The organism is Peteryoungia aggregata LMG 23059 (assembly GCF_030814435.1).
GTDB classification, from domain to species: domain Bacteria; phylum Pseudomonadota; class Alphaproteobacteria; order Rhizobiales; family Rhizobiaceae; genus Allorhizobium; species Allorhizobium aggregatum.
Map to the genome: position 1 here is coordinate 238,653 of NZ_JAUSUW010000002.1, position 20,936 is coordinate 259,588.

Genomic DNA, 20,936 nt, shown 5'->3' on the forward strand with positions numbered 1-20,936 from the left:
TTCCGGGAACGATGATGCGGCCTAATGCCCTTAACCAGTTCTTCGTCTTGGTTAACTCATCGTTACATGACCTCATGTAACCGGCTTATGGTTAACGCATGGTTAATTGGATCTGAAAAATTCCTTAATACCAAATCTCGGTGATAGGAACCTATAGGATGGCTTTTGGCGGGTCGCTGGCTAGGCGCGACGCGCCGGGCGATGCTGTCGCATCGGCCAAGCGGCGCAACAACGCCAGAGGCCTGCCATAAGCCACCTTCGGTCGGCTTCTCGTCCCTTATGGCGTCGTCGAGTTCCTCGACCGATGCGCGAGCATCGCTCTTCGAACCTCTCCTAGCCAGCAGGGGCGATCGAGCCGATCCTATAGGTTCCTATCATCGAGACTTGGTATAAGACGCAAAAAGCCGCCCCGGAGGGCGGCTTCGATGCTGGATCTCTTCAATCTTAACGGAAGAGCGAGAGGATGACTTCCGAAGAAGAGTTGGCGATCGAGAGCGACTGGACTGCCAGCTGCTGCTGGGTCTGCAGCGCCTTGAGGCGGGTCGATTCTTCGTTCATGTCGGCGTCGACGAGACGGCCGATACCGGAGTCGAGCGAGTCCGACAGCTTGTTGACGAAATCTTCCTGCAGGTCGATACGCATAGAGATCGAGCCGAGCTCGGCGCCTGCACTGGTCATTGATGCGAGAGCTGCATCAACGAGCGTCAGAGCCTCCGCCATGGCGTCGCCATCAAAACCGTTGATGTCCAGAGTATAGACGGAGAAGTTCGCGACAGCGGTACCCGCACCTTGGGTAGTAGCACCAGTCGATGGGATCGTGAAGTCTGTCGTGGTCCAGGCGGAGCCGATAGTTCCGAGGATGCCGCTCGTGTCATCAATGACACCTGTATTTCCACCGAACAAAAGCGTCATTTCGCCGGCGGTTGCAGAGTCGAGCGTGTAAGTCGTTGTCTTTACAGATACGTTGTTGCTCGCATCACGTACGAAGCCGGAAACAACCGTCACATCAGCAGCATCGCCGGCAATCCAGTTTTCGCCGCTGAACGAAGCCGACTGGGCGATCGACATCAGCTGCTCCTGCAGCTGTGCAATTTCTTCCTGAACCTTGGCCTTGTCGACACCTTCTTCGGTCGCGGTGACCAGCTTGGCCTTGATTTCCTTGACGACGTCGATGGCCGATTCCATACCGGCGTAGGCAGTGTCGATCTTCGAGGCGCCAAGTCCGAGAGCGTCGGATACCGACGACAGCGCCATGTTGTCGGAGCGCATGGTGGTGGCGATCGACCAATAGGCTGCGTTGTCGGAGGCTTCGCCGACGCGCTGACCGGACGATACGCGGGCCTGGGTGTCTTCCATGCTGCTGCCGATCGAGCGCAGCGTCTGGAGTGCCGACATGGCGGCGATATTGGTAAGAATGCTCGTCATGGTAGTAGTGCCCCTTGAATGGCTGACTAAGAAGGGACATTCCGGTCTCACCGGTAACGGCGCACAGCATCATGCCTGCTAACTGGCTGATTTTTAAGAGTTAGCTCGCCGCTTCGATAGGCTTAGATAAAACCATCAAGGTTAATGAAGGCCTAAACGAAAACGGGAAATGACATTTTTGGCAGTTTTTTTGCAACCTTCGCGCGCACACGCGCGTAGCAGATCATGATTAATAAAACGCAAAGGCCGCGTTCGTTTCCGAACGCGGCCTTCGTGTAGCTTCCGGTCCGGTTCAGCCACCGGAGGGTTAAGCTCTCCCTTCGCGCGCCTCTGGTCAGCCACCAAGGCATATCGGCGTCGGGATGGTCTAGCCGGCCCTCACGGGCCGGCCGGTTCTTGTGATTAACGGAAGAGCGACAGGATATTCTGCGAGTCGTTGTTGGCGATCGAGAGCGCCTGGATTGCCAGCTGCTGCTGGGTCTGCAGGGCCTTGAGGCGGGTCGATTCTTCGTTCATGTCGGCGTCAACGAGACGGCCAACGCCCTTTTCGATGGCGTCGGACAGCTTCGAAGAGAAGTCAGACTGCAGATCGACGCGGGCAGACAGCGAACCGAGCTGGGCGCCGGCACTCGTCATCTTTTCGAGAGCAAGGTCGATAGAGGCCAGAGCAACGTCGAGGTCGTCGGCCTCAACATCCAGGTCCACGATCTTGATCGAAGCGACAGCGGCAGTCGCACCACTGACGGTCACGTTATCCGTGCTGGTCAGGATCGATTCCTGAGCGTCGTCGATTTCGCCCTGCGCATCCAACCGGTAGAGCAGATTGTCCTGGCTCAGTTCGTATTCGGTGGTCTTGACAGCCACGTTACCCGAAGCATCGCGGATGAAGCCGGAGACGACCGTCTTCGTTTCGATGGTTTCTACGGCTAGGAAGTTTTCGCCGTTGAAGGACGAGCTCTTGGCGATCGACTCAAGCTGCTCTTTCAGCTGTACGATTTCTTCCTGGATCTTGGCCTTATCGACGCCCTGTTCCTGGGCGGCAACGACCTTGGCCTTGATCGTGGTCATGACGTCGATTGCAGAGTCCATACCGGCATAGGCAGTATCAACCTTTGCAGCACCAACGCCGAGAGCGTCCGTCACGGCGCTGAGCGCCAGGTTGTCGGACTTCATGGTGGTCGAGATCGACCAGTAGGCAGCGTTGTCAGAAGCCTTGGAAACCTTCATGCCGGTCGAGATGGCGTTCTGCGTCGATTCCATGTTGGAAGCGATCGAGCGCAGGGTGGAAAGCGCGGACATCGCGCTGGAGTTGGTCAGAATGCTGGCCATGTCAATTTGTCCCTTAAACGAGATACAGGAGGGGACATACCGGACTTCATAAACTTACCGGTCACGAGCGTTCGGCATCATGCCATTTGGTATTTTTTTGTTGCTACCAGACCCGTCGTGCGAGGTCCAAACTCGCAGCCAATCCTTGCCAACTTCTTTACATTTGAAGGTAGCTCAAGGGGCACTGATGACGTGGTAAATCGCCCGTAAGGGAGCGTAGTGAATCAACCGTAAGCAGGGATGGTTAACTTAAACGAACGACCGGACAAGACTGCCGACGAGCAGGTTCCATCCGTCGATCAGGACGAAGAACAGGATCTTGAAAGGCAGTGAAATGGAGGTCGGCGGAAGCATCATCATACCCATGGCCATGGTGATGGTTGCCACCACCATGTCGATGACGAGGAAGGGCAGGATGATGAGGAATCCGATCTCGAAGCCGCGGCGAATTTCCGACAGCATGAAGGCCGGGATAAGGACACGGTAGTCAACCTTTCCGTCGACGATGGTGGCCTGGCCCCGCTCGTTGGCAAGATCGACGAAGAGCGCCAGATCCTTGTCGCGGGTGTTGGCCGTCATGAAGGTGCGGAACGGCTCGGCGATCAGCGCTACAGCTTCCGCCTCGGTTACCTGGTTGCTCAGAAGCGGCTGCACGCCTTCACGCCAGGAACGATCCATCGTCGGCGCCATGACATAGAAGGTCATGAACAGCGCCATGCTCGTCAGGATCATGTTGGAAGGAGTAGTCGCGAGCCCCATGCCGGAGCGCAGGATGGAAAAGGCGATCAGGAAACGCGGAAAGCTCGTCACCATGATCAGAATGCCCGGCGCAATCGAGAGCACCGTGAGCAGACCGAAGGTACGAATGATCCACCCCGCCACCGATCCATCGATCGGGGTGTTGAAGATATCCGTCGGGAACTGCTGGGCCACAGCCAGTTCCGGCGCCATCATCATGACGGCGACGAGGAGGAGAAACCGAATCATTCGATCACGAGCGTTCTGAACATCACCTTGGATACGCGGCCTTCCGAGCGCAGGTCAACTCGCTCCTGAAGGTCATCCTTGAGATATTGAAAGCCCCTGGGCCCTTCGACCTGCTGCAGCGAAACCGTGCGCAGATAAGCCATGATGTCCTGATGCACCGCTTCGGCGATCTGCACGTCCGGCGGACCGTTGAACATCAGCGCGACCTCGAGGCGGATCCAGTTTTCTGAAGGATAGGCCAAGTTCGTGGTGATCGGCTCAAGCGCGACAACGCCGTTGGCCTCGGTGGAGATCTTGGGGAGCCCCTCCTCGTCCTTCTTCGCCTCGCCGCCATGTTCGCCGGCTGCAGCGGCCTCGGCCGCCTTGGCGGCCTCGTCGGCCTGCTTTACCTGCGGGGCAAGCATGTTGCCGATAACCCAACCGCCACCGCCGCCGACCGCAGTCAAGACGACAAGCGGGATCAGTAGGGCCATGAGACCCGACTTCTTCTTGCCTTCGCCTTCCTGAGGTTCTTCCATTTGTCTGTCCTCGGATCCGGTTAGAAGGGCGAGTAGATGTCGACGACCTGCTGGCCGATCGGCGGCTGCTGGACCTCGGTCAGACGGCCACGGCCACCATAGGAGATGCGCGCCTCGGCAATGCGGTCGTAGGAGATCTCGTTGTCTGCGTTGACATCCTGAGGCCGGACAATACCAGCAACGTTGAGGATGCGCAGTTCGTGATTGACGCGCACTTCCTGGGAACCGCTGATCAAGAGGTTTCCGTTTTCGAGAACACCGGTGACAACCGCCGCGACGAGAAGGTTCAACCGCTCGGACCGCTCGGTCGAGCCCTTGCCGGACGAACTGGTGGTCGAATCGGTCGAGAGATCCCCCGTGGTGCCGGTATCGGTGGAGAAGCCGAGGAAGTTTGAGATTTCCGCACCCCAGGTGAGGCCGGTCGAGTTGTCGCGGCTGCGATCCGTCTCGTTGTTGAACGAGGCGCGGTCGTTGATCTCGATGTTGACTGTCAGGATATCGCCGATGTTCAGGGCGCGGGCATCCTTGAACAGCGCCGACTGGCTGTCGCTCCACAGGGAGTAGCCGCTGGCCGTCTGGGCCTGCTGCTTCGGATACATGGCCATCTGCGGGGTCTGGCTGTAGCGCAGGCCGGACCCGATCGGGCTCATGGATGGCGCGTTGCCGATTTCCTTGACGGTCTGGCTCTGGCAGCCAGCGAGGAGGAGAACGGCCAGCAGAGCCGGGTAACGCTTCATCATGACGGGTCCTTCGATGTAGTGGGGTCGCCGGCGCTCGACATGATCGAGGCGACCTGCGCCGCCTTGTCCGGGCTCATCTCGGTCAGGATGAGGCTCGACTGGCGGGGCGGCAGCTTCATGATGATGGCGGCGGCGAGGATGACATTGGTCTCCTCGAGCTGTGGGGCTGCCGCATCCGGCGCCATCTTCTTGTAGATTTCCACGAGCTGGCCCTCGGCCTGCTTCATGAATTCGTTCCGGCGCGTGAGCCAGTCCTCATACTCGGTGCGCCTCTCTTCAAGGATCGCGATGCGGCTGTCGACATCCGCCTGCAACTTTTCGAGCTCCTGCTTCTGCAGAAGGTAGCGCTGGTCGCGGGCTGCATCGGCGATGCCGGTGCAGAACTGGCGGATCTCGGCTTCCGTCGCGCTTTCCGGCGGTTGCTGCTGGCCGACGGCGGTCTGTGCAAAGGCGGGCAGCGTGGCAATCGCGATCACGGCGACGGTGTTGCGCAGGGCGACGCGGGAGAAACGAAACTTCTTCAGCTGGATCATTGCAGGACGAGCTCCGCGTGCAGGGCGCCGGCGGACTTGATCCCCTGGAGGATCGCGATAACGCCGTCCGGCTTGACCCCGATGCTGTTCAGGCCGCTGACGAGCGTTCTGAGGTCAGGACCGTCGACGATGGCGATCTGGTCGCCTTCCTGACGGATCGAGATATCGGTCTGCGGCTGCACCGCCGTCTCACCGCGCGAGAATGGCTCAGGCTGAATGACCTGCGGCGTCTCCTGGACCTGGACGGTCAGGGTTCCGTAGCTGACCGCCACCCGCGAGACGCGGACATCGGCGCCGATGACGATGGTGCCGGTGCGCTCGTTGATCACCACACGCGCGGGCGAATCGGTTGCGACAACCAGATTTTCGATATCGGCCATCAACCGTGCGAGGTCGGCTGTCCGAGGTTTCTGGACAACGATCTCCAGGCTGTCGCGCGCCTCGGCAATCGGAGCGCCGTAATTGGCGGCGGCATAGGCGTTGATCGTGTCGGATACCCTCAGCGCCGTGGTGAAGTCGGGATTGCGCAGCTGCAGGACGAGATTGACGCTATCCTTGAACTTGGACGGCAACTCACGCTCGATGATCGCCCCGGTCGGCACGCGGGCGGAGGTGGTGATCCCTTGCTGCACGGCTGCAGCGTCACCCTGGGCGTTGATGCCTGATACGACCACCGACCCCTGGGCGACCGCGTAGATCTGGCCATCGGCGCCCGTCAGAGAGGTCATCACCAGCGTTCCGCCACGCAGGGAGGTGGAGTCACCCAGAGAGCTCACCGTCACGTCGATACGGCTGCCGGGACTGGCGAACGGAGGCAGATTCGCAGTGACCATGACGGCTGCGACGTTCTTGGCATTGGACTGTCCGCCCTGGGTCGAGATCCCGAGGTTCTGAAGCATGGCGCGCATCGACTGGTCGGTGAAGGGCGAGGAGCGCAGGCTGTCGCCGGTGCCCTGCAGACCCACGACCAGGCCGTAGCCGATCAGCTGGTTGTCGCGACCCGACTGAAGGGAGGCGATGTCCTTGATGCGCGAATTGGCACTGAGTGCCGGCTCAAGGGGAGCCAGGACCAGCGCCAGCGCGCAAAGCGCGAACCGCATGGGAGCAATCAGTCTCATTTTGCCATCACCTGTACGGTACCATCGGCCATGACCGTGCCTGACACGATCGAGCCGGAATCGATGTTGCGAACCTTGACGACTTCGCCGACGGAGGCATCGGTCAGCGGCGTACCGCTGGCGCTGATCAGCATGTTGCCGATCGCAAAGGTCAGCCGGACACTTGTACCGCGCTTGACGGCGAAGGCCTCGCGCAGACCGTGGACCGGAATGGTGCGACCGGGAAGCAGCGTGCGCTTGGCCACCATGCCGACCACTTCCTCCTTGGTCCGAGCGTAGCCGCCGGCGAGGTTGGGGTTGGTCACCGCGACGACGTCGACCTGTTCGGATGCGATGGTTTCGCCGGGATAGATCACCTGCTTGGGGATCACGGCCGTGTTCTGCGCCCAGGCAATGCCGGCGCCAAAGCCCAGGGCAGCGGCGGCAATTGCCGCCGCGCGCAAGGCATGTCCGATTTTGCGGCGAAACCTCATGTTTGCCTCCAGTTGTCTTACTTGAGGTTCTTGCTGACGATCTGAGCCATCTCGTCGGCAGTGGTGATGACCTTGGAATTCATCTCGTAGGCGCGCTGAGCAGAGATCATGTCCGTGATCTCCTTCACCGAGTCGACGTTCGAAGCTTCCAGGTAGGACTGCTTGATGTAGCCAAAGCCCGGATCTTCCGGCGCGCCGACAATGGCGGCACCCGAAGCGGCAGTTTCGGCGAACAGGTTGTCACCGAGAGGCTTCAGGCCAGCTTCATTGACGAAGTTGGCAACGGTCAGCTGCCCGAGCTCGGTATAGTCGGCATCGTTGCCGATGCGTGCCTGTACCTGGCCAGTCCGGCTGATGACGACTTCGCTGGCATCCTGCGGAATGGTGATCTGCGGGGTGACGAGATAACCGTCGATGGTCACCAGCTGGCCTTCGGCGTTCATGTTGAAGGCGCCGGAGCGGCTGTAAAGCGTTGTGCCATCAGGGCTCTCGATCTGGAACCAGCCGCGACCGATCAGGGCGAGGTCGAGCTCGTTGCCGGTCTGGGTGAGCTGGCCTTGGGTATGGATGTTTCGGACGGCGGCCGTCTGGACGCCGAGACCGATATTGGCACCTTCCGGCACAATCGCCTGGTTGGCACGGTTCGGCACGCCCTGGGCGCGTTCCGTCTGGTACAGAAGGTCGGAGAACTCGGCGCGTGCGCGCTTGAAGCCCGTCGTGTTGATGTTGGCAATGTTGTTTGCAATGACCTCAAGATTGGTCTGCTGGGCGTCCATACCCGTGGCTGCGATGGCGAGCGCTCTCATAGTTCGGTACCCCTGTCAGATCTGCATCTTGGTGATTTCGAGATAGGCGTTGACGATCTTGTCGCGGAACGCGATCGCCGTCTGGAGCGACTGTTCGGCCTGCATGACCGCATCGACGACTTCGCGGGTGTTCGCCTTGCCCATCAAGCCGTCAAACGATGTCTGCTCGGCTTGTTTCAGGTTGTTGGCGGCCTCCGTTGCGACATTGCTCAGCGCCGACATGAAGGTCTCGCCGGTCATGGTGCCCGGTGTTGTACCTTCGGTGGTGACGCCTCGGGTGGAAAACGAGCTGGAAAGGGACTCCAGGCCGTTGATGCCCGAAAGCGCGCTGGTTTTGGTTACGGATTCGATCATTGCGAGGCCCTCAGCAGCGCGATTGTTGCGGAAATCATTTCTCGGGTCTGCTTGATGGTCTGCAGGTTGGCTTCGTACGTGCGGTTGGACTCACGCATGTCGCCCATTTCGATCAGGATGTTGACGTTCGGCATCTTGACGATACCCCGCTCGTCGGCCGCCGGGTTACCCGGGTCGTATTCCTCAATGAAGTCGCCCTGGTCGACGCCGAGCTTCCTGACCTCGACCGTCTCTGCGCCAGTCACACGGTCCAGCTCTGAACCGAAAGTGATCGTCTTGCGGCGATAGGGATCAGCGCCAGGAGTGTCGCCGGTCGTGCGTGCGTTGGCGATGTTTTCGGACACGATACGCAGGCGTGTCGACTGTGCTTCCAGTCCGCTCCCTGCGACCCTCAAGCTTGCGAGTAGTGGATCAGTCATCAGCGTTTCACCGTCATTAGCATCATGCGATGGAAGGAGGACATCAGCGAGGTATTGAGCTCGTGATTGCGCTTGATTTCGCCCGTCTTTCTCAGCTCCTGCGCGAGAGCGACGGTGTTGCCCGATTCCTGAATGCCGATCTCGTTGTTGAGATCTTCATCCTCCACGGCAATGTTGCGGTCGCTCATATCGTTGGCCGCCATGTGGCCGGGCTGGGTCACGGCCATGCCCTGAACCATGCCCGTCTTGTCCAGGACCGCGCTGAAGGGCGTAATGTCCTTGGCCAGGTATTTCGGGGTGTTGGCATTTGCGATGTTGGTCGCCACGACCTGCTGGCGCACGGAAAGCCATTCCGCCTGCCGGGATGCCAGCTCGAACAACTGGATGGGATTCATTCACATCACTCCGTCTATTACTGATCGGAGCCTAGGCCGGTAATCTTGCGTGGGACTTGCCCGCCCCACACATCGTCAATTGTTTTGCAAAACCTCGCCAGAAGAGGTGACGATCACCCATTTGCCATCGCGCTGCTCGAGCGTTGCAACACGGCTGTTGTCAGGCAGAATCGAGCCCACACGGACAAGATACATGCCGCCCTTGTCCTCAATGAGTGCCCGACCATTCGCGACATGCAGAAGGCGAAATCCACTCTTGCCGGGGAAAGGCTGGGATCCAGCTGTCTCCAGACCTTCGGGACGCTCGCGACCAAGGGTAGGAACCGTTGCCGTGACGATCTGGTCGACGGGTGCCTCTGCGTCTCCATCACCTCCCTCGTCGTCGCGGTCCACCAGGGCCAGCGGCGAGACACTGAAGACATTGCGGCCGGGACCTTCCGGCAGATCGCGCGTACGCTCCCAATCAGCGACGCGGATCCCGAATTTCTCCTCGTTGAAGAAGACATACCAGGGAAAAAAGGCCGCGCCGCAAGCGAGTGCAATTCCGGTGAGGGCGAGCACGCGATCGATGGTCGGAATGCGGCGTCGAACAACAACCTGCCTCAGCGGGGCCACCGGCTCGTCAGCGTCGAAATCGGTCATGGTCAGCCTCTCTGTCTCATGCCCTGTCCGCCACCCGCAGCCGCCTTCAGGGCATTGGCCAGATCGGTATAGGCGTCGAGCGCCGGCTTCTCGCCGGGTGTCTGCTTCAAAATGTCGTAGATGACAGGGACCTGCTTGATCGCCATGTCGAGATCGGGATCCGAACCATTGCGATAACCACCGATCAATCGCAGGTCACGGGTTTCCTCGAATCGATGAATCAATGCCTTGAGGCGCGAAACCAGCTTTTCCTGCTCCGCCGTCCAGGCCTTGCGCGCCAGTCGCGAGATAGAGGTCAGGGGATTGATGGGCGGGTAGCGTCCCTCATCCGCGAGAGCGCGGTCGAGCACGATATGGCCATCCAGGATGCCACGAGTCGAATCGGCAATCGGATCGTTGTGGTTGTCACCGTCGACGAGGATGGAGATGATGGCGGTGATCGTGCCCGCGCCCTCTGCCCCCGGCCCTGCCCGCTCGAGCAAGCGCGGAAGCTCGGTGAAGACCGAGGCCGGATAGCCACGGGCGATCGGCGGTTCGCCGGCTGCGGTCGCCACTTCGCGGATCGCATGGGCAAAGCGGGTCACGCTGTCGACAATGAAGAGCACGTTCTGCCCCTGGTCCCGGAAATGCTCGGCAATGGTGATCGCCGTCAGCGGCGCCATTTTCCTGAGCATCGGGCTCTCATCGCTGGTCGCGACCACGGCAATCGATTTCGCCATGTTGTCACCCAGCGTGTCTTCGATGAACTCGCGGACTTCGCGGCCACGTTCCCCGACCAGAGCGATGACCACCTTGTCGAAGGCATCGGCGCGGGCGAGCATCGACAGAAGCGTCGATTTGCCGACCCCGGAACCGGCGAAAATGCCGAGACGCTGGCCGAGGCAAAGCGGGGAGAAGATGTCGATGGCGCGAACGCCGGTCTTGAAGCCCGTTTCGACGCGCCGGCGGGTCATGGACGGGGGCGCGGTCGTGGAGATCGGACGGCGCTCGGGCCCCGGCGCCAGCGCAGGACCGTTGTCGATGGGATCGCCGAGCGCATTGATCGTACGACCACACCAGCTGTCATCAGGGGCCACGCGGAACGCACCCTTGCGAATTACCACGTCATGAATACCGATCGGCTCCCCGGGCTCGATGGGGCAGACATAGCAGACATCCGGCTCCACCCGCACGACTTCGCCCAGATGTACGCCCGAGGCAGACCGGTGCGCAACAAACTCACCGAGCCGCACATGCCGCGAAAGACCCGTCACCGTATAGTGGCCGGCAGCGATCGTCCGGACGTGCCCACCATGCGTGACGGAGTTGCTGGCATGGGAATACCGCTGCGCCAGCGCCGCCAGTTGTCCGAGCTTCGGTGAAAGTGGAAATTCGTCGGGTGTCGGGGCAGTCATGACTCTCCGATCTCAGGCTCAGTTGCCGCCACCGAGGACCTTGATCGCCTCGCTCATTGTGCTTTCGCTCGAACTGATCAGCGCGCTGATCGCCTCGAAGGCGCGATTGACCTGGATGAGCTGGGTCATCTCGCCGATACCGTTGACATTGGAGTTCTCGACATAACCCTGAAGCACGGAGACTTCCGGATTGTCGACGACCGGTTGCGGGTTGTCGACGGTGGTCACACCGCTGTTTTCGAAACGCAGGAAGCCATTGCGCACGTCGGCGGTAAAGATGCCGAGCGTGGCGACCACACGACCGTCCTGCATGATCTGACCGCTCGCGCCCACTTCCGGAGGGCCGCCGGCTCGGTTGAGCTGAATGGGAGCTCCGCCGGCATCGAGAACCGGATAGCCACGGGTCGAAACGAGCTCGCCCGTATCGGTCATGGTGAAGCGTCCGTCGCGGGTCAGGACCTGGCCAACCGGGGTGTCGATCGAAAACCAGGCATCACCCTTGATGGCGAAATCCAGAACGTTGCCGGTCTCGTGCAACTCGCCGCTCTTGGTGGAGAGGTAATCGTTGCCCTGACTGACGAAGGCGATCTTCGCATTGATCTCGTTGCCGGTGCGGCTCAGCATTTCGTCGAACTTCACGTCCGTCGAGCGAAAGCCGACCGTGTTCACATTGGCCATGTTGTCGGCAATGGTGGTCAGACGGCGCTCAAGCGCCATCTGCGACGACAGGGACACGTAGATACCGGATTGCACCGCTTTGCCTCCGCAGGTGAAGAATATCAGTAAATCATTATTTAACGCAGGATGGCCTACGCTCTATCCGCTCTTCTTGCGGTAAAAGGCTTGCGCGAAACTGTCGGGGGCAAGCCCGGGAACCGGGCGCCTTATGCAGCCCAAAATTGGAGCCGGGATTCAGCCTCACGCAAGGCAGGAGCTCTATCGCTTACGGTGAATAGTAACGTTCGGGTGCGGGCAAAAATGAACATCATTGTCGGTTTCATCATTACACTGGGCTGCGTTCTCGGCGGCTACATGGCCATGGGCGGCCACCTGGACGTCCTTTTCCAGCCCTTCGAGCTCGTCATCATCGGCGGCGCCGGTATCGGCGGCTTCATCATGGCCAACCCGATGAAGGTCATCAAAGACACTGGCAAGGCGTTCGGCGAAGCCTTCAAACAGACGGTTCCGAAGGAGCGCGACTATCTCGACGTTCTCGGCGTGCTCTATTCGCTGATGCGCGACCTTCGCACCAAGTCGCGCAACGAGATCGAAGCCCATATCGACAATCCGGAAGAATCCTCGATCTTCACCGCTGCTCCCAATCTTTTGAAGAACAAGGAGCTCACGGCCTTCATCTGTGACTATGTCCGCCTGATCATCATCGGCAATGCCCGTAGCCATGAGATCGAGGCGTTGATGGACGAGGAAATCGAGACCATCCACTACGACAAGATGAAGCCGTACCACGCGATGACCGCCATGGGTGACAGCTTCCCGGCGATTGGTATCGTCGCGGCGGTTCTCGGCGTTATCAAGGCCATGGGTAAGATCAACGAGTCGCCGGAAGTTCTCGGCGGCCTGATCGGCGCCGCACTCGTCGGCACCATGCTCGGCATCTTCCTCTCCTACTGCATGTGCAACCCGATCATCTCGCAGATCAAGGCCGTCCGGACCAAGCAGCATCGCCTCTACATCATCGTGAAGCAGACGCTGCTTGCCTATATGAACGGCTCGGTTCCGCAGGTGGCACTCGAATATGGCCGCAAGACCATCTCGTCCTACGAGCGTCCGTCGATCGATGCCGTCGAACAGGAGATGATGAACCCCGGCGGCGGCGGTGAAAGCAAGGCAGCCTGACCATGACCGAGACGATCTCTGAAAAAGCCCCCGGGATGGACCGCGCCCTCCTCGCCAAGCTCACTGGCGGTCTGGGCGATTCCAAGACACTGCAGAAGCTCTGCGCCGACTTTGGCCAGCTCTATGTCGAATTCCTGCCGGACGTCTTTCACAGCGAGACCGGACTTTCCATGCAGGTTCACTACAACGGCCACGAAAGTGGTCTGATGACCGACCTGATCGCCGATCTCGGTGACAACGTCTCGTTCGCGGACGGACAGTTGCGCAACTGGTCGCCAAACTTCGTGCTGGGCTGCGGCAATGGTTTCGTCATCACGTTGATGGAAAACCTGCTCGGCGCCCTGCCCGAGACGATCCAGGAACCGATCGAGCGACCGCTTTCGCAAATCGAACTCGATCTGGCCGTGATGGTTTTTGACAAGATCGCGAATGTTCTCAGGTCCGGCGTCAACGCTCAGGGTGGTTTCGAGCCGCTGCTCGAAAAGGCGCACAACGCCGAAGACCGACTGAAACCGGACGAGGACCACGTCGACGAATATGCGGCGACCGTGAAGCTCGGCATTACGCTCGGCACGGTGACCTCCGAATTCTACCTGGTCATTCCGCAGAAGGCGCTGCTGAAGACGACGGTGACCATGCCGAAATCGAAGAACCAGGCAGGGAAATCCAAGAAGGAATGGCAGGAGCAGATTGCGGAACAGGTTCGCCGTTCCCAGGTCACACTGGAAGCGCGGATCCGACTTGATTCGCTCACACTCGCCACTGTTTCGCGCCTGATCGCCGGCGACGTCATCCCCTTCCGCGACAAGGAAGACGTCATGGTCGACGTCAGCGCCAATGGCAAGAATCTTTACCGCTGTGAATTCGGTCGCGCCGGCGAAAACTATACGGTGCGCGTCAAGGACAATGTGAGCAGTGAAGATGAAATTCTAAAACATTTGATGAGCTAAGCATTTACGGGGCTAGCCCCACGGCAGCTTGAGGCAAGTTTCAAGAGGAATAGTGTACCCATGGCAACGAAGAAGACACCACCGAAGGATGACGACGCACTGGCGATGCCAGGTGCGAGCGACAGTGATTTCGACCAGGCGGTCGATGACCTTCGCGGCGTCCTGAAGGCAGATGCCGACGGCGGGCTGGGCGACTTCGGCCCCGACCTCGGTCTCAAGGACGATCCGCTGGCGGCGTTCGAATCGGATTTCGGCGGCGGCGCTGCAGCCTCGCCGAGCGATGACTTCGGTTTGGGCGATTTTGGCGGATCGAGCGATCTTGGCGGCGGCAGTGATTTCGGCGGCAGCAGCGATTTCGGTGGGACAAGCGATTTCGGCGGTGGCAGCGATTTCGGTGGCTCGACCGGCAGCCAGCAGGAGCCTGGCAGCGGGCTGAGCGCCAATCTCGACCTGATCATGGACATCCCGATCGAAGTCCAGATCGTGCTCGGATCAAGCAAAATGCAGGTTTCCGGGCTGATGAGCCTCGAGGAGGGCGCCATTATCGCGCTCGACAAGAAGATCGGCGAGCCCGTCGAGATCATGGTGAATGGCCGGCGCATCGCGCGCGGCGAGATCACCGTTCTCGAAAACGACGATACACGATTTGGTGTCAAACTGATTGAAGTGATGGCGACCAAGACATCCTGACCCATGACGGGCCAGAGAGGACAAGACCATGATGGACTTTGACGATTTTGGCGGCCCCTTAACCGGAAAACCGCTTTCCCAGGCCGATAAGGCAGCCGCCGTGCTGCTGGCCATGGGGAAGGGTGTCGCCGGAAAGCTGCTCAAATACTTCACCCAGGCCGAACTGCAGACGATCATCGCATCGGCGCAAACCTTGCGGACCATCCCGCCGGATGAGCTGACCGAACTCGTCAACGAGTTTGAGGACCTCTTCACCGAGGGCGCCGGGTTGATGGACAATGCGAAGGCCATCGAGAGCATTCTCGAGGAAGGCCTGACGCCTGAAGAGGTCGACGGACTGCTCGGTCGTCGCACTGCCTTCCAGGCGTTCGAAGCATCCATCTGGGATCGTCTTCAGGATGCCGATCCTGATTTCATCGCACGCTTCCTGATGCGCGAGCATCCACAGACCGTGGCCTACATCCTTTCCATGTTGCCCTCCTCCTTCGGTGCAAAGGTGCTGCTCAAGCTGCCGGAAAGCCGGCGGGCGGATATCATGAACCGCACGGTCAATCTGAAGAATGTCAGTCCCAAGGCAGCCCAGATCATCGAAAACCGTGTTCACGACCTGATTGCGGAGATCGAAGCCGAGAAGAACTCCACCGGTTCGGCCAAGGTGGCGGAACTCATGAACGAGCTGGAAAAGCCGGAAGTCGACACCTTGCTCCAGTCTCTCGAATCGATCAGCAAGGAATCGGTGAACAAGGTTCGCCCGAAGATCTTCCTGTTCGAGGATCTTTTGGTCATGCCGCAGCGCAGCCGCGTGTTGTTGCTGAACGACATTTCCGGCGAAATCCTCACCATGGCGCTGCGCGGCGCCAGTGCCGAGATCAAGGAATGCGTGCTGGCCTCGCTTAGCCCGCGTTCCCGCCGCATGATCGAATCGGACCTGCAGGCAGGAACCGCCGGCATCAATCCGCGCGAGATCGCAATCGCCCGGCGTGCCGTGGCGCAAGAAGCGATTCGCCTCGCCAATGCCGGCCAGATCCAGCTCAAAGAGACAGAAGGCGATACCCAGGCCGCCTGACATCGTCACCTCTGTTGAAAACCCCAGGCTTTGTCCACCCGCCGATTGAACCGCAATCGGCGGGTGTTTACGTTCTCGTGGCCGGTATCTATCCGGCGAGCCGCCAGCGCGGGGCGCTTCCGGCTTCTTCAGCCAGGGCAGCGATCCCGCCCGGTGCAAGCCTCCGAGGATGGCAGCGGTCATGGCCGATGATGACGACGAAGACAGCAAGACCGAAGACCCTACCGAAAAAAAGCTTCGCGATGCGATGGAGAAGGGCAACATCCCGACTTCACGGGAGGTGCCGCTCTTTGCGACAGCGCTCGGTTTCTATCTCTATGCCGTATTTTTCCTTCCAGGTTCGATGGCGCGACTTGGGCAGGCGCTTAAGGACGTATTCGAGCAACCCGAGCAATGGCGGCTAGGAACGGCCGTCGACGTCGTCTCGCTGTTCACCTTTCTCGCCTGGGAGATCGGCACCTTCCTCGCACCGATGCTGATCATTCTGATCCTGCTTGGCGTGGGCGGGAACGTGGCCCAGCACATGCCGGCCTTTGTTCTCGAGCGAATCAGGCCACAGCTGGATCGCATCTCGCTCTTCAAGGGCTGGCAACGCATCTTCAGCGCGCAGGGTATGGTCGAGTTCGCAAAGTCGATCTTCAAGATCGTCATCTTGTCGGCGATCCTAGTCTTCGCGCTGCGCAGCGACTATTTCGCCGTCATCGACACCATGTTCTCCGATCCCCAGGTCATCTTCGTCAAGTTCTCGGAGATCCTCAACAAAATGATGATCATCGTGGTCATGGCCACGGGTCTGCTGGCGGCGATCGATGTCTTCTGGACTCGCTACCACTGGTACGAGAAGCTGCGCATGACCAAGCAGGAGGTCAAGGAGGAGTACAAGCAGGCGCAGGGCGACCCGATCGTCAAGGCACGTCAGCGGTCGATTGCCCGCGACCGCGCCCGCAAGCGCATGATCGCGAGCGTGCCCCGGGCGACGCTGGTGATCACCAATCCGACCCACTATGCGGTCGCACTGCGTTACGTCAGGGAGGAGAACGAAGCGCCGATGGTGGTGGCGAAAGGCCAGGATCTGGTGGCACTGAAGATCCGCGAGATCGCCCGGGAACACGATATCCCCATTTTCGAAGACCCTCCGCTCGCACGCTCCATGTTTGCGCAAGTCTCGGTCGATAGCGTCATTCCGTCGATATTTTACAAGGCAGTCGCAGAACTCGTGCACCGGGTCTATGCGTCGAAAGCCCCCAAAAGACGGATACGCTAGCCCCGATGAAGAAGTGCTCCTATACGAATCAGCGTGAACGCATCGTGGCCGAGGCTATCAGCCCCGTTGCGAGTGAGTTGCGCCTTCTGGATGCTGCCGATCTTATTTCACTTCTGCGTTTCGAACTTTACGGCAACCTGTCAGACCTCGTGTCCTCGGCTGCTGAACTCTATTTTCATCCCGGCACTGTCGTCTTCGGGGCGGGCGGGGACTATCGCCTTGAGTGGGGAGGCCCGCCGGAGATCGTGCTCGATCTGGAAATCAAGCCGCGTGGCATCACCATCTATTCGCAACTGACCCTGACCAACGAGCACGCGGGTCTCGATATCAAGCATATCGCTTTTCACGACACCTCAGGCGACCCCGACACCAATACACGCATGCTGGAAGACCGCCTCAAGGAGGCGCAATTCGTCAAGGGCCAGGCATCCCCTATGTACGGTTGAGTTTGTCTCAGGTGATGTAGCCGAGGCGAATGGCCTTGGCGATCGCCTGGATACGGTTGACCGAATCGAGCTTGATCGTCGCAGATCCGAGATAGGCATTGACCGTATGGACGGACAGGCCGAGACGATCGGCAATTTCTTCGCTGATCCGGCCGTCGCCCGCCAGCTGCAGACAGGCGATTTCCCGCTCGCTCAGCGTCTCGGACGGCGCCGCCCGCCGTTCATCCAGGGACAGGATGTCGGTCATGACCTTGTAGCAGCGGCTATGAACGGTGAGGATCAACTCGCCGGGCAGGTCCGCCCCGCCAATCGTCGGGAAGACCACGTAGCCATTCCCGACAGCGCCCAGACGAACCGGGAAAGCGATGCCGGAATATGGCAGGAGGCGCGCTTCAATCTGCATGGCAAAAGGCATGAAGTCCGAGGCATCAAGGAAACTCGTCTTCTCCTCTGCACTCCACAGTACGGGAAGCGTGGAGGTCTCGATATGCGCAAGAAGGGTGTCGCCGTAGGCTCCCAGGAAGGCGTCCCGGCCGCTGCTCAGGCCGCTGCTCCAGTTCTCGAACTCCGGATCGAGCCGCCGCTTGTGTGGCAGGCTGGCGCCGGCGACACGAAAGGCTGCAAAGCCGCGCGCATTGAGTGATCGCTGGAGGGAGACAAGCTTTGGAAAAATGTCCGATCGGGAGGTTACAGGTCTCTGGCCTGACCAAGTCGCATCTTCGAGGATAGCTCCGCCTGGTCTGCTGCTGCTGGCCATTCCTGCTCCCTCAGACGAGATTGTTGCGGACCGCATACGCGATCGCTTCCGAGCGGGTCTTCGTCGCGGTCTTGCGCATGACGCTCGTTATGTAATTGTTGATCGTGTTGCGCGAGATGCCGAGGATCGTAGCGATCTCGTCGCTGGTCTTGCCCTCGGCAATCCAGAACAGGCATTCGAGTTCACGGTCGGTCAGATCGAAATCGCGGTCGCTCTTTTGCCCCTTGCTCGTCGACAGGCTGACGGCATAACCCGCCAGAAGACCGACTTCACGCAACCGCTCGGGCGACAGAACGTAGTCCTGTGGGAACAGCAGCATCAGGGCCAGCCGCGTGCGCCCGACATTCAGGGTCACGATGCAGTACTGACGGCTGATCCCGGCGGGCACATAGGCCTCATCGGGCAGGATGCCGTATTTGGGCTGGAGAACAGAAAGGCACTTTTCGAGTTCGGTCGACTGGGAATAGGTCAGCGCCAATTCGCTCTCGAGACGCCTCACCGTATCAAAGGGCCAATCGGAGGCCACGACAAAGTCGAGCCCTTCCTCCTGCACCAGGTCATAGCGCGCCAGCAAGTGATGTGAAGCACCAACGTAGTCACAAAGAACACGCAGGCAGTGGCCGGTGTCACCCGACAATGCCGGCGTCGCCAGCTTTCGGATCAAAACGTCCTTCGACGAAGAGCCTTTCTGCAGAAGCTCGGACGAGGCGGCTGCTTGCACCCGCCCCTCTTGCCCTTCTGTTGTCAGCTCGGCATCCATTCAACGTGCCCCTTTGACGTGAGAGCCTAGCATTTCCATCGCGGCCCTCGCCCCGAAAGACCGCAGCCGACTCACATCGTTCTGCAATCCCATCTTACCGAATCATGTTCGCCGCAAAATATAAAGTGGCAGAGATCACAAACGTTTGCGGTATTCCCGCATATCCAGAAGAATGCACGGCTCCGTTCCATGATGCAATCCCGCATGCATCTGGGATCACAATGCAAAACCGCGCCCGGAGGGCGCGGTCGGTACTGGTTCTTTTCTTTGTGATCAGGCCGCGTTGTCCACAGCCCATTTGCGCAGGATCTTGGCGGCACGCTCTTCCGAGATTTCCACCATGCGCGAGAGGCGACGTTCGGGGCCTTCCTTGACCCTGCGGTTGAAGCCGCCATTCGGATCGTCGTCCATGGTGAGCAGGTCGTCGGTGGAGTCGAAACCGAAGTCGGAACCGAAGCCATCCATGAGACCACCGGCGGAGGCACCACCAATGGCCGGCGAGAAGTCCGGCAGTTCCAGACCAGCCGCCTGCTCGCCGATCCCGCCAGCAAGCGCAGTCTCTGCACCGCCGCCGCCCGCAGTGCGGATCATCGGACGAATGCCCATCCAGACGATCAGGAACGCCACGGCAACGAAGGCAAGCGAGTTGATGATGCCACCGATGTTGCGGCTGAGGATTTCCATGAAGCCGGGACCAGTGGCGGATTCCGCCAGCAACTGGTTTTCGAGGAAATCCATGGCCGTCAGGGTCACGACATCACCGCGGTTCGGATCGAGACCGGAAGCAGAGGTGACGATCTTCTGCATTTCGGCGAGATAGGCGTCGATCTTGGCCTGGTCGACGGGTTCGCCGACCATCTGGGCGATCCGCCCGCGGTTGACGACGACGGCGACCGAGATCTTCTCGACCGTGAAGCTGTTCTTCACCGTCGCGACCGTCTTGCTGTTGATCTCGTAGTTGGTCTGTTCTTCCTTCTTGTCCTGCTCATCGGAGGACTGAGGCCCACCACCGCCGGCCTCAGGCGCAGCCTGCGGAATGTTCTGCTCGACGGTGGCAGCGGTGTCGGACTGGCTCTGGAGCGACTTCTGCTGCTCTTTCGTTACACGGACCGAGCGCTCGACACGCGATTCAGGGTCGTAGATGGTTTCCTGGATCTGCTGGCTGTCGGTGTTGATCTGGGCCGTGACGCTGGAACGGAAATTGTCCATGCCCAGGAAGGGCGCCAGCGCCTTGTCGATGTTCGTTTCGATCTCACGTTGAACCGACTGGACGACGCCGAGCGAGCGCGTCGCTTCACCGCCCGATTCGTCACCGGCAGCCAGCAGCTGGCCAGTGGAATCGAGAATCGTGACGTCCTCGACATCAAGACCTGGAACGGAGGATGCAACCAACTGGCGGATCGACGCGGCGGCCTTTCGGCCTGCATCGGAACCGGCGCGGATCATGACGGATGCGGTCGGCTTCTGTTCGCCGCGGCGGAAATTGCCGATGTCGGGCATGACGATGTGGACGCGCGCGGCCGCGATGCCTGCGATCTGCTGGATGGTGCGTGCGACTTCACCCTCCAGAGCGCGGACGCGCGTAACCTCCTGCATGAACGAGGTGAGACCGAGCGAGCCGACATTGTCAAAGAGTTCGTAGCCGGCGTTGGCGCTGTTGGGGAGACCTCTTTCGGCGAGCAGGAGACGCGCCTTGCCGGTCATACCGGCGCGCACACTGATGCTCTGTCCGTCGCTGCCCGTCTCGAAATCGATGCCCGATTCGGCGAGCGCGATACTGATCTGGTTCAAATCGACGGGTTCGAGGCCGACATACAGGGACTCGTAGGAGGGTTTGTTGACGTAAAGGGCGCCTGCAATGATGATTGCGAAGGAGACAATGGCGACACCGGCCATGGCGAACAGCTTCGCCTGCCCCATCGCCGCGAAATTTTTAGGTATCTGAAGTAATTGATTTAACAGACTCATTCTGTCTCGCACCATCTAAACGAAGGGTCTGGGCGCTTTTGCCCT

At 59.9% G+C, this 20,936-nt stretch carries 24 protein-coding genes; 6 read left to right on the forward strand and 18 right to left on the reverse strand.

Annotation, left to right across the window (positions count from 1 at the left end):
• Nucleotides 1–444: 444 nt before the first annotated feature.
• The 15 genes from J2045_RS04040 to flgF form a co-directional block, all read right to left on the reverse strand.
• Nucleotides 445–1,425: a flagellin N-terminal helical domain-containing protein gene (locus J2045_RS04040; protein ID WP_307369676.1), complete on the reverse strand. Its 981-nt coding sequence runs from the start codon at nucleotides 1,423–1,425 to the stop codon at nucleotides 445–447.
• 402 nt (nucleotides 1,426–1,827) lie between these two features.
• Nucleotides 1,828–2,754, reverse strand: coding sequence for a flagellin N-terminal helical domain-containing protein (locus tag J2045_RS04045; protein ID WP_307369677.1), 927 nt, complete (start codon nucleotides 2,752–2,754; stop codon nucleotides 1,828–1,830).
• A gap of 249 nt (nucleotides 2,755–3,003) precedes the next feature.
• Nucleotides 3,004–3,741: a flagellar type III secretion system pore protein FliP gene (gene fliP, locus J2045_RS04050; protein WP_166600665.1), complete on the reverse strand. Its 738-nt coding sequence runs from the start codon at nucleotides 3,739–3,741 to the stop codon at nucleotides 3,004–3,006.
• Nucleotides 3,738–4,259, reverse strand: a complete 522-nt coding sequence (locus J2045_RS04055; protein WP_166600664.1) for a flagellar basal body-associated FliL family protein — start codon at nucleotides 4,257–4,259, stop codon at nucleotides 3,738–3,740. Before J2045_RS04055 ends, fliP begins: the two co-directional genes overlap by 4 nt.
• 20 nt (nucleotides 4,260–4,279) lie before the next feature.
• The gene (flgH, locus tag J2045_RS04060; RefSeq protein WP_166600663.1) at nucleotides 4,280–4,999 is read right to left on the reverse strand and encodes a flagellar basal body L-ring protein FlgH; all 720 of its coding nucleotides are present in this window, start codon (nucleotides 4,997–4,999) and stop codon (nucleotides 4,280–4,282) included.
• Entirely contained in the window at nucleotides 4,996–5,532 is a 537-nt protein-coding gene (locus tag J2045_RS04065; RefSeq protein ID WP_307369681.1) for a MotE family protein, read from the reverse strand. Before J2045_RS04065 ends, flgH begins: the two co-directional genes overlap by 4 nt.
• Nucleotides 5,529–6,632 carry a flagellar basal body P-ring protein FlgI gene (locus tag J2045_RS04070; protein ID WP_370872990.1) on the reverse strand — a complete coding sequence of 368 codons (1,104 nt, stop codon included), beginning with the start codon at nucleotides 6,630–6,632 and terminating at the stop codon, nucleotides 5,529–5,531. Before J2045_RS04070 ends, J2045_RS04065 begins: the two co-directional genes overlap by 4 nt.
• Before the next feature lie 14 nt (nucleotides 6,633–6,646).
• Nucleotides 6,647–7,123, reverse strand: coding sequence for a flagellar basal body P-ring formation chaperone FlgA (gene flgA, locus J2045_RS04075; protein ID WP_166600660.1), 477 nt, complete (start codon nucleotides 7,121–7,123; stop codon nucleotides 6,647–6,649).
• 17 nt (nucleotides 7,124–7,140) lie between these two features.
• Nucleotides 7,141–7,929: a flagellar basal-body rod protein FlgG gene (gene flgG, locus J2045_RS04080; protein WP_166600659.1), complete on the reverse strand. Its 789-nt coding sequence runs from the start codon at nucleotides 7,927–7,929 to the stop codon at nucleotides 7,141–7,143.
• A 15-nt stretch (nucleotides 7,930–7,944) separates the two neighbouring features.
• Nucleotides 7,945–8,283, reverse strand: a complete 339-nt coding sequence (gene fliE / locus J2045_RS04085; RefSeq protein WP_166600658.1) for a flagellar hook-basal body complex protein FliE — start codon at nucleotides 8,281–8,283, stop codon at nucleotides 7,945–7,947.
• Nucleotides 8,280–8,702, reverse strand: coding sequence for a flagellar basal body rod protein FlgC (gene flgC, locus J2045_RS04090; protein ID WP_307369689.1), 423 nt, complete (start codon nucleotides 8,700–8,702; stop codon nucleotides 8,280–8,282). The genes fliE and flgC overlap by 4 nt, the downstream gene beginning before the upstream one ends.
• Nucleotides 8,702–9,097 carry a flagellar basal body rod protein FlgB gene (gene flgB / locus J2045_RS04095; RefSeq protein ID WP_307369690.1) on the reverse strand — a complete coding sequence of 132 codons (396 nt, stop codon included), beginning with the start codon at nucleotides 9,095–9,097 and terminating at the stop codon, nucleotides 8,702–8,704. Before flgB ends, flgC begins: the two co-directional genes overlap by 1 nt.
• A gap of 75 nt (nucleotides 9,098–9,172) precedes the next feature.
• The gene (locus tag J2045_RS04100; RefSeq protein WP_307369692.1) at nucleotides 9,173–9,739 is read right to left on the reverse strand and encodes a flagellar protein; all 567 of its coding nucleotides are present in this window, start codon (nucleotides 9,737–9,739) and stop codon (nucleotides 9,173–9,175) included.
• A gap of 2 nt (nucleotides 9,740–9,741) precedes the next feature.
• Complete coding sequence (gene fliI, locus J2045_RS04105; protein ID WP_166600654.1) at nucleotides 9,742–11,133, reverse strand: flagellar protein export ATPase FliI; 1,392 nt, start codon at nucleotides 11,131–11,133, stop codon at nucleotides 9,742–9,744.
• Nucleotides 11,134–11,151: 18 nt separating this feature from the next.
• Nucleotides 11,152–11,886 (reverse strand): flagellar basal-body rod protein FlgF, encoded by a 735-nt coding sequence (flgF, locus tag J2045_RS04110; RefSeq protein ID WP_166600653.1) that lies wholly within the window; start codon nucleotides 11,884–11,886, stop codon nucleotides 11,152–11,154.
• 225 nt (nucleotides 11,887–12,111) lie between these two features.
• On the opposite strand from flgF, the gene motA reads away from it, so the two are divergent.
• The 6 genes from motA to J2045_RS04140 all read left to right on the forward strand — a co-directional run bounded on the left by motA (nucleotide 12,112) and on the right by J2045_RS04140 (nucleotide 17,406).
• Nucleotides 12,112–12,990, forward strand: a complete 879-nt coding sequence (gene motA / locus J2045_RS04115; RefSeq protein WP_166600652.1) for a flagellar motor stator protein MotA — start codon at nucleotides 12,112–12,114, stop codon at nucleotides 12,988–12,990.
• On the forward strand, nucleotides 12,987–13,940 hold the full coding sequence (locus tag J2045_RS04120; RefSeq protein ID WP_307370091.1) for a FliM/FliN family flagellar motor switch protein: 954 nt from the start codon (nucleotides 12,987–12,989) through the stop codon (nucleotides 13,938–13,940). Before motA ends, J2045_RS04120 begins: the two co-directional genes overlap by 4 nt.
• 60 nt (nucleotides 13,941–14,000) lie before the next feature.
• On the forward strand, nucleotides 14,001–14,630 hold the full coding sequence (fliN, locus tag J2045_RS04125; protein ID WP_166600651.1) for a flagellar motor switch protein FliN: 630 nt from the start codon (nucleotides 14,001–14,003) through the stop codon (nucleotides 14,628–14,630).
• 28 nt (nucleotides 14,631–14,658) lie between these two features.
• Nucleotides 14,659–15,696: a flagellar motor switch protein FliG gene (gene fliG / locus J2045_RS04130; protein WP_307369703.1), complete on the forward strand. Its 1,038-nt coding sequence runs from the start codon at nucleotides 14,659–14,661 to the stop codon at nucleotides 15,694–15,696.
• Between the two features lie 181 nt (nucleotides 15,697–15,877).
• Nucleotides 15,878–16,960, forward strand: a complete 1,083-nt coding sequence (gene flhB / locus J2045_RS04135) for a flagellar biosynthesis protein FlhB (protein ID WP_307369706.1) — start codon at nucleotides 15,878–15,880, stop codon at nucleotides 16,958–16,960.
• A 5-nt stretch (nucleotides 16,961–16,965) separates the two neighbouring features.
• Nucleotides 16,966–17,406: a BspJ family T4SS effector nucleomodulin gene (locus tag J2045_RS04140; RefSeq protein WP_166600648.1), complete on the forward strand. Its 441-nt coding sequence runs from the start codon at nucleotides 16,966–16,968 to the stop codon at nucleotides 17,404–17,406.
• Nucleotides 17,407–17,413: 7 nt separating this feature from the next.
• Here J2045_RS04140 and visR read toward each other — a convergent pair whose 3' ends face one another.
• The 3 genes from visR to fliF form a co-directional block, all read right to left on the reverse strand.
• The gene (visR, locus tag J2045_RS04145) at nucleotides 17,414–18,163 is read right to left on the reverse strand and encodes a transcriptional regulator VisR (RefSeq protein ID WP_307369708.1); all 750 of its coding nucleotides are present in this window, start codon (nucleotides 18,161–18,163) and stop codon (nucleotides 17,414–17,416) included.
• A gap of 10 nt (nucleotides 18,164–18,173) precedes the next feature.
• Complete coding sequence (gene visN, locus J2045_RS04150; RefSeq protein ID WP_307369710.1) at nucleotides 18,174–18,923, reverse strand: transcriptional regulator VisN; 750 nt, start codon at nucleotides 18,921–18,923, stop codon at nucleotides 18,174–18,176.
• Between the two features lie 273 nt (nucleotides 18,924–19,196).
• A complete protein-coding gene (gene fliF / locus J2045_RS04155) occupies nucleotides 19,197–20,891 on the reverse strand; it encodes a flagellar basal-body MS-ring/collar protein FliF (protein ID WP_307369712.1) in 1,695 nt (564 codons plus the stop codon).
• Between the last annotated feature and the right edge of the window lie 45 nt (nucleotides 20,892–20,936).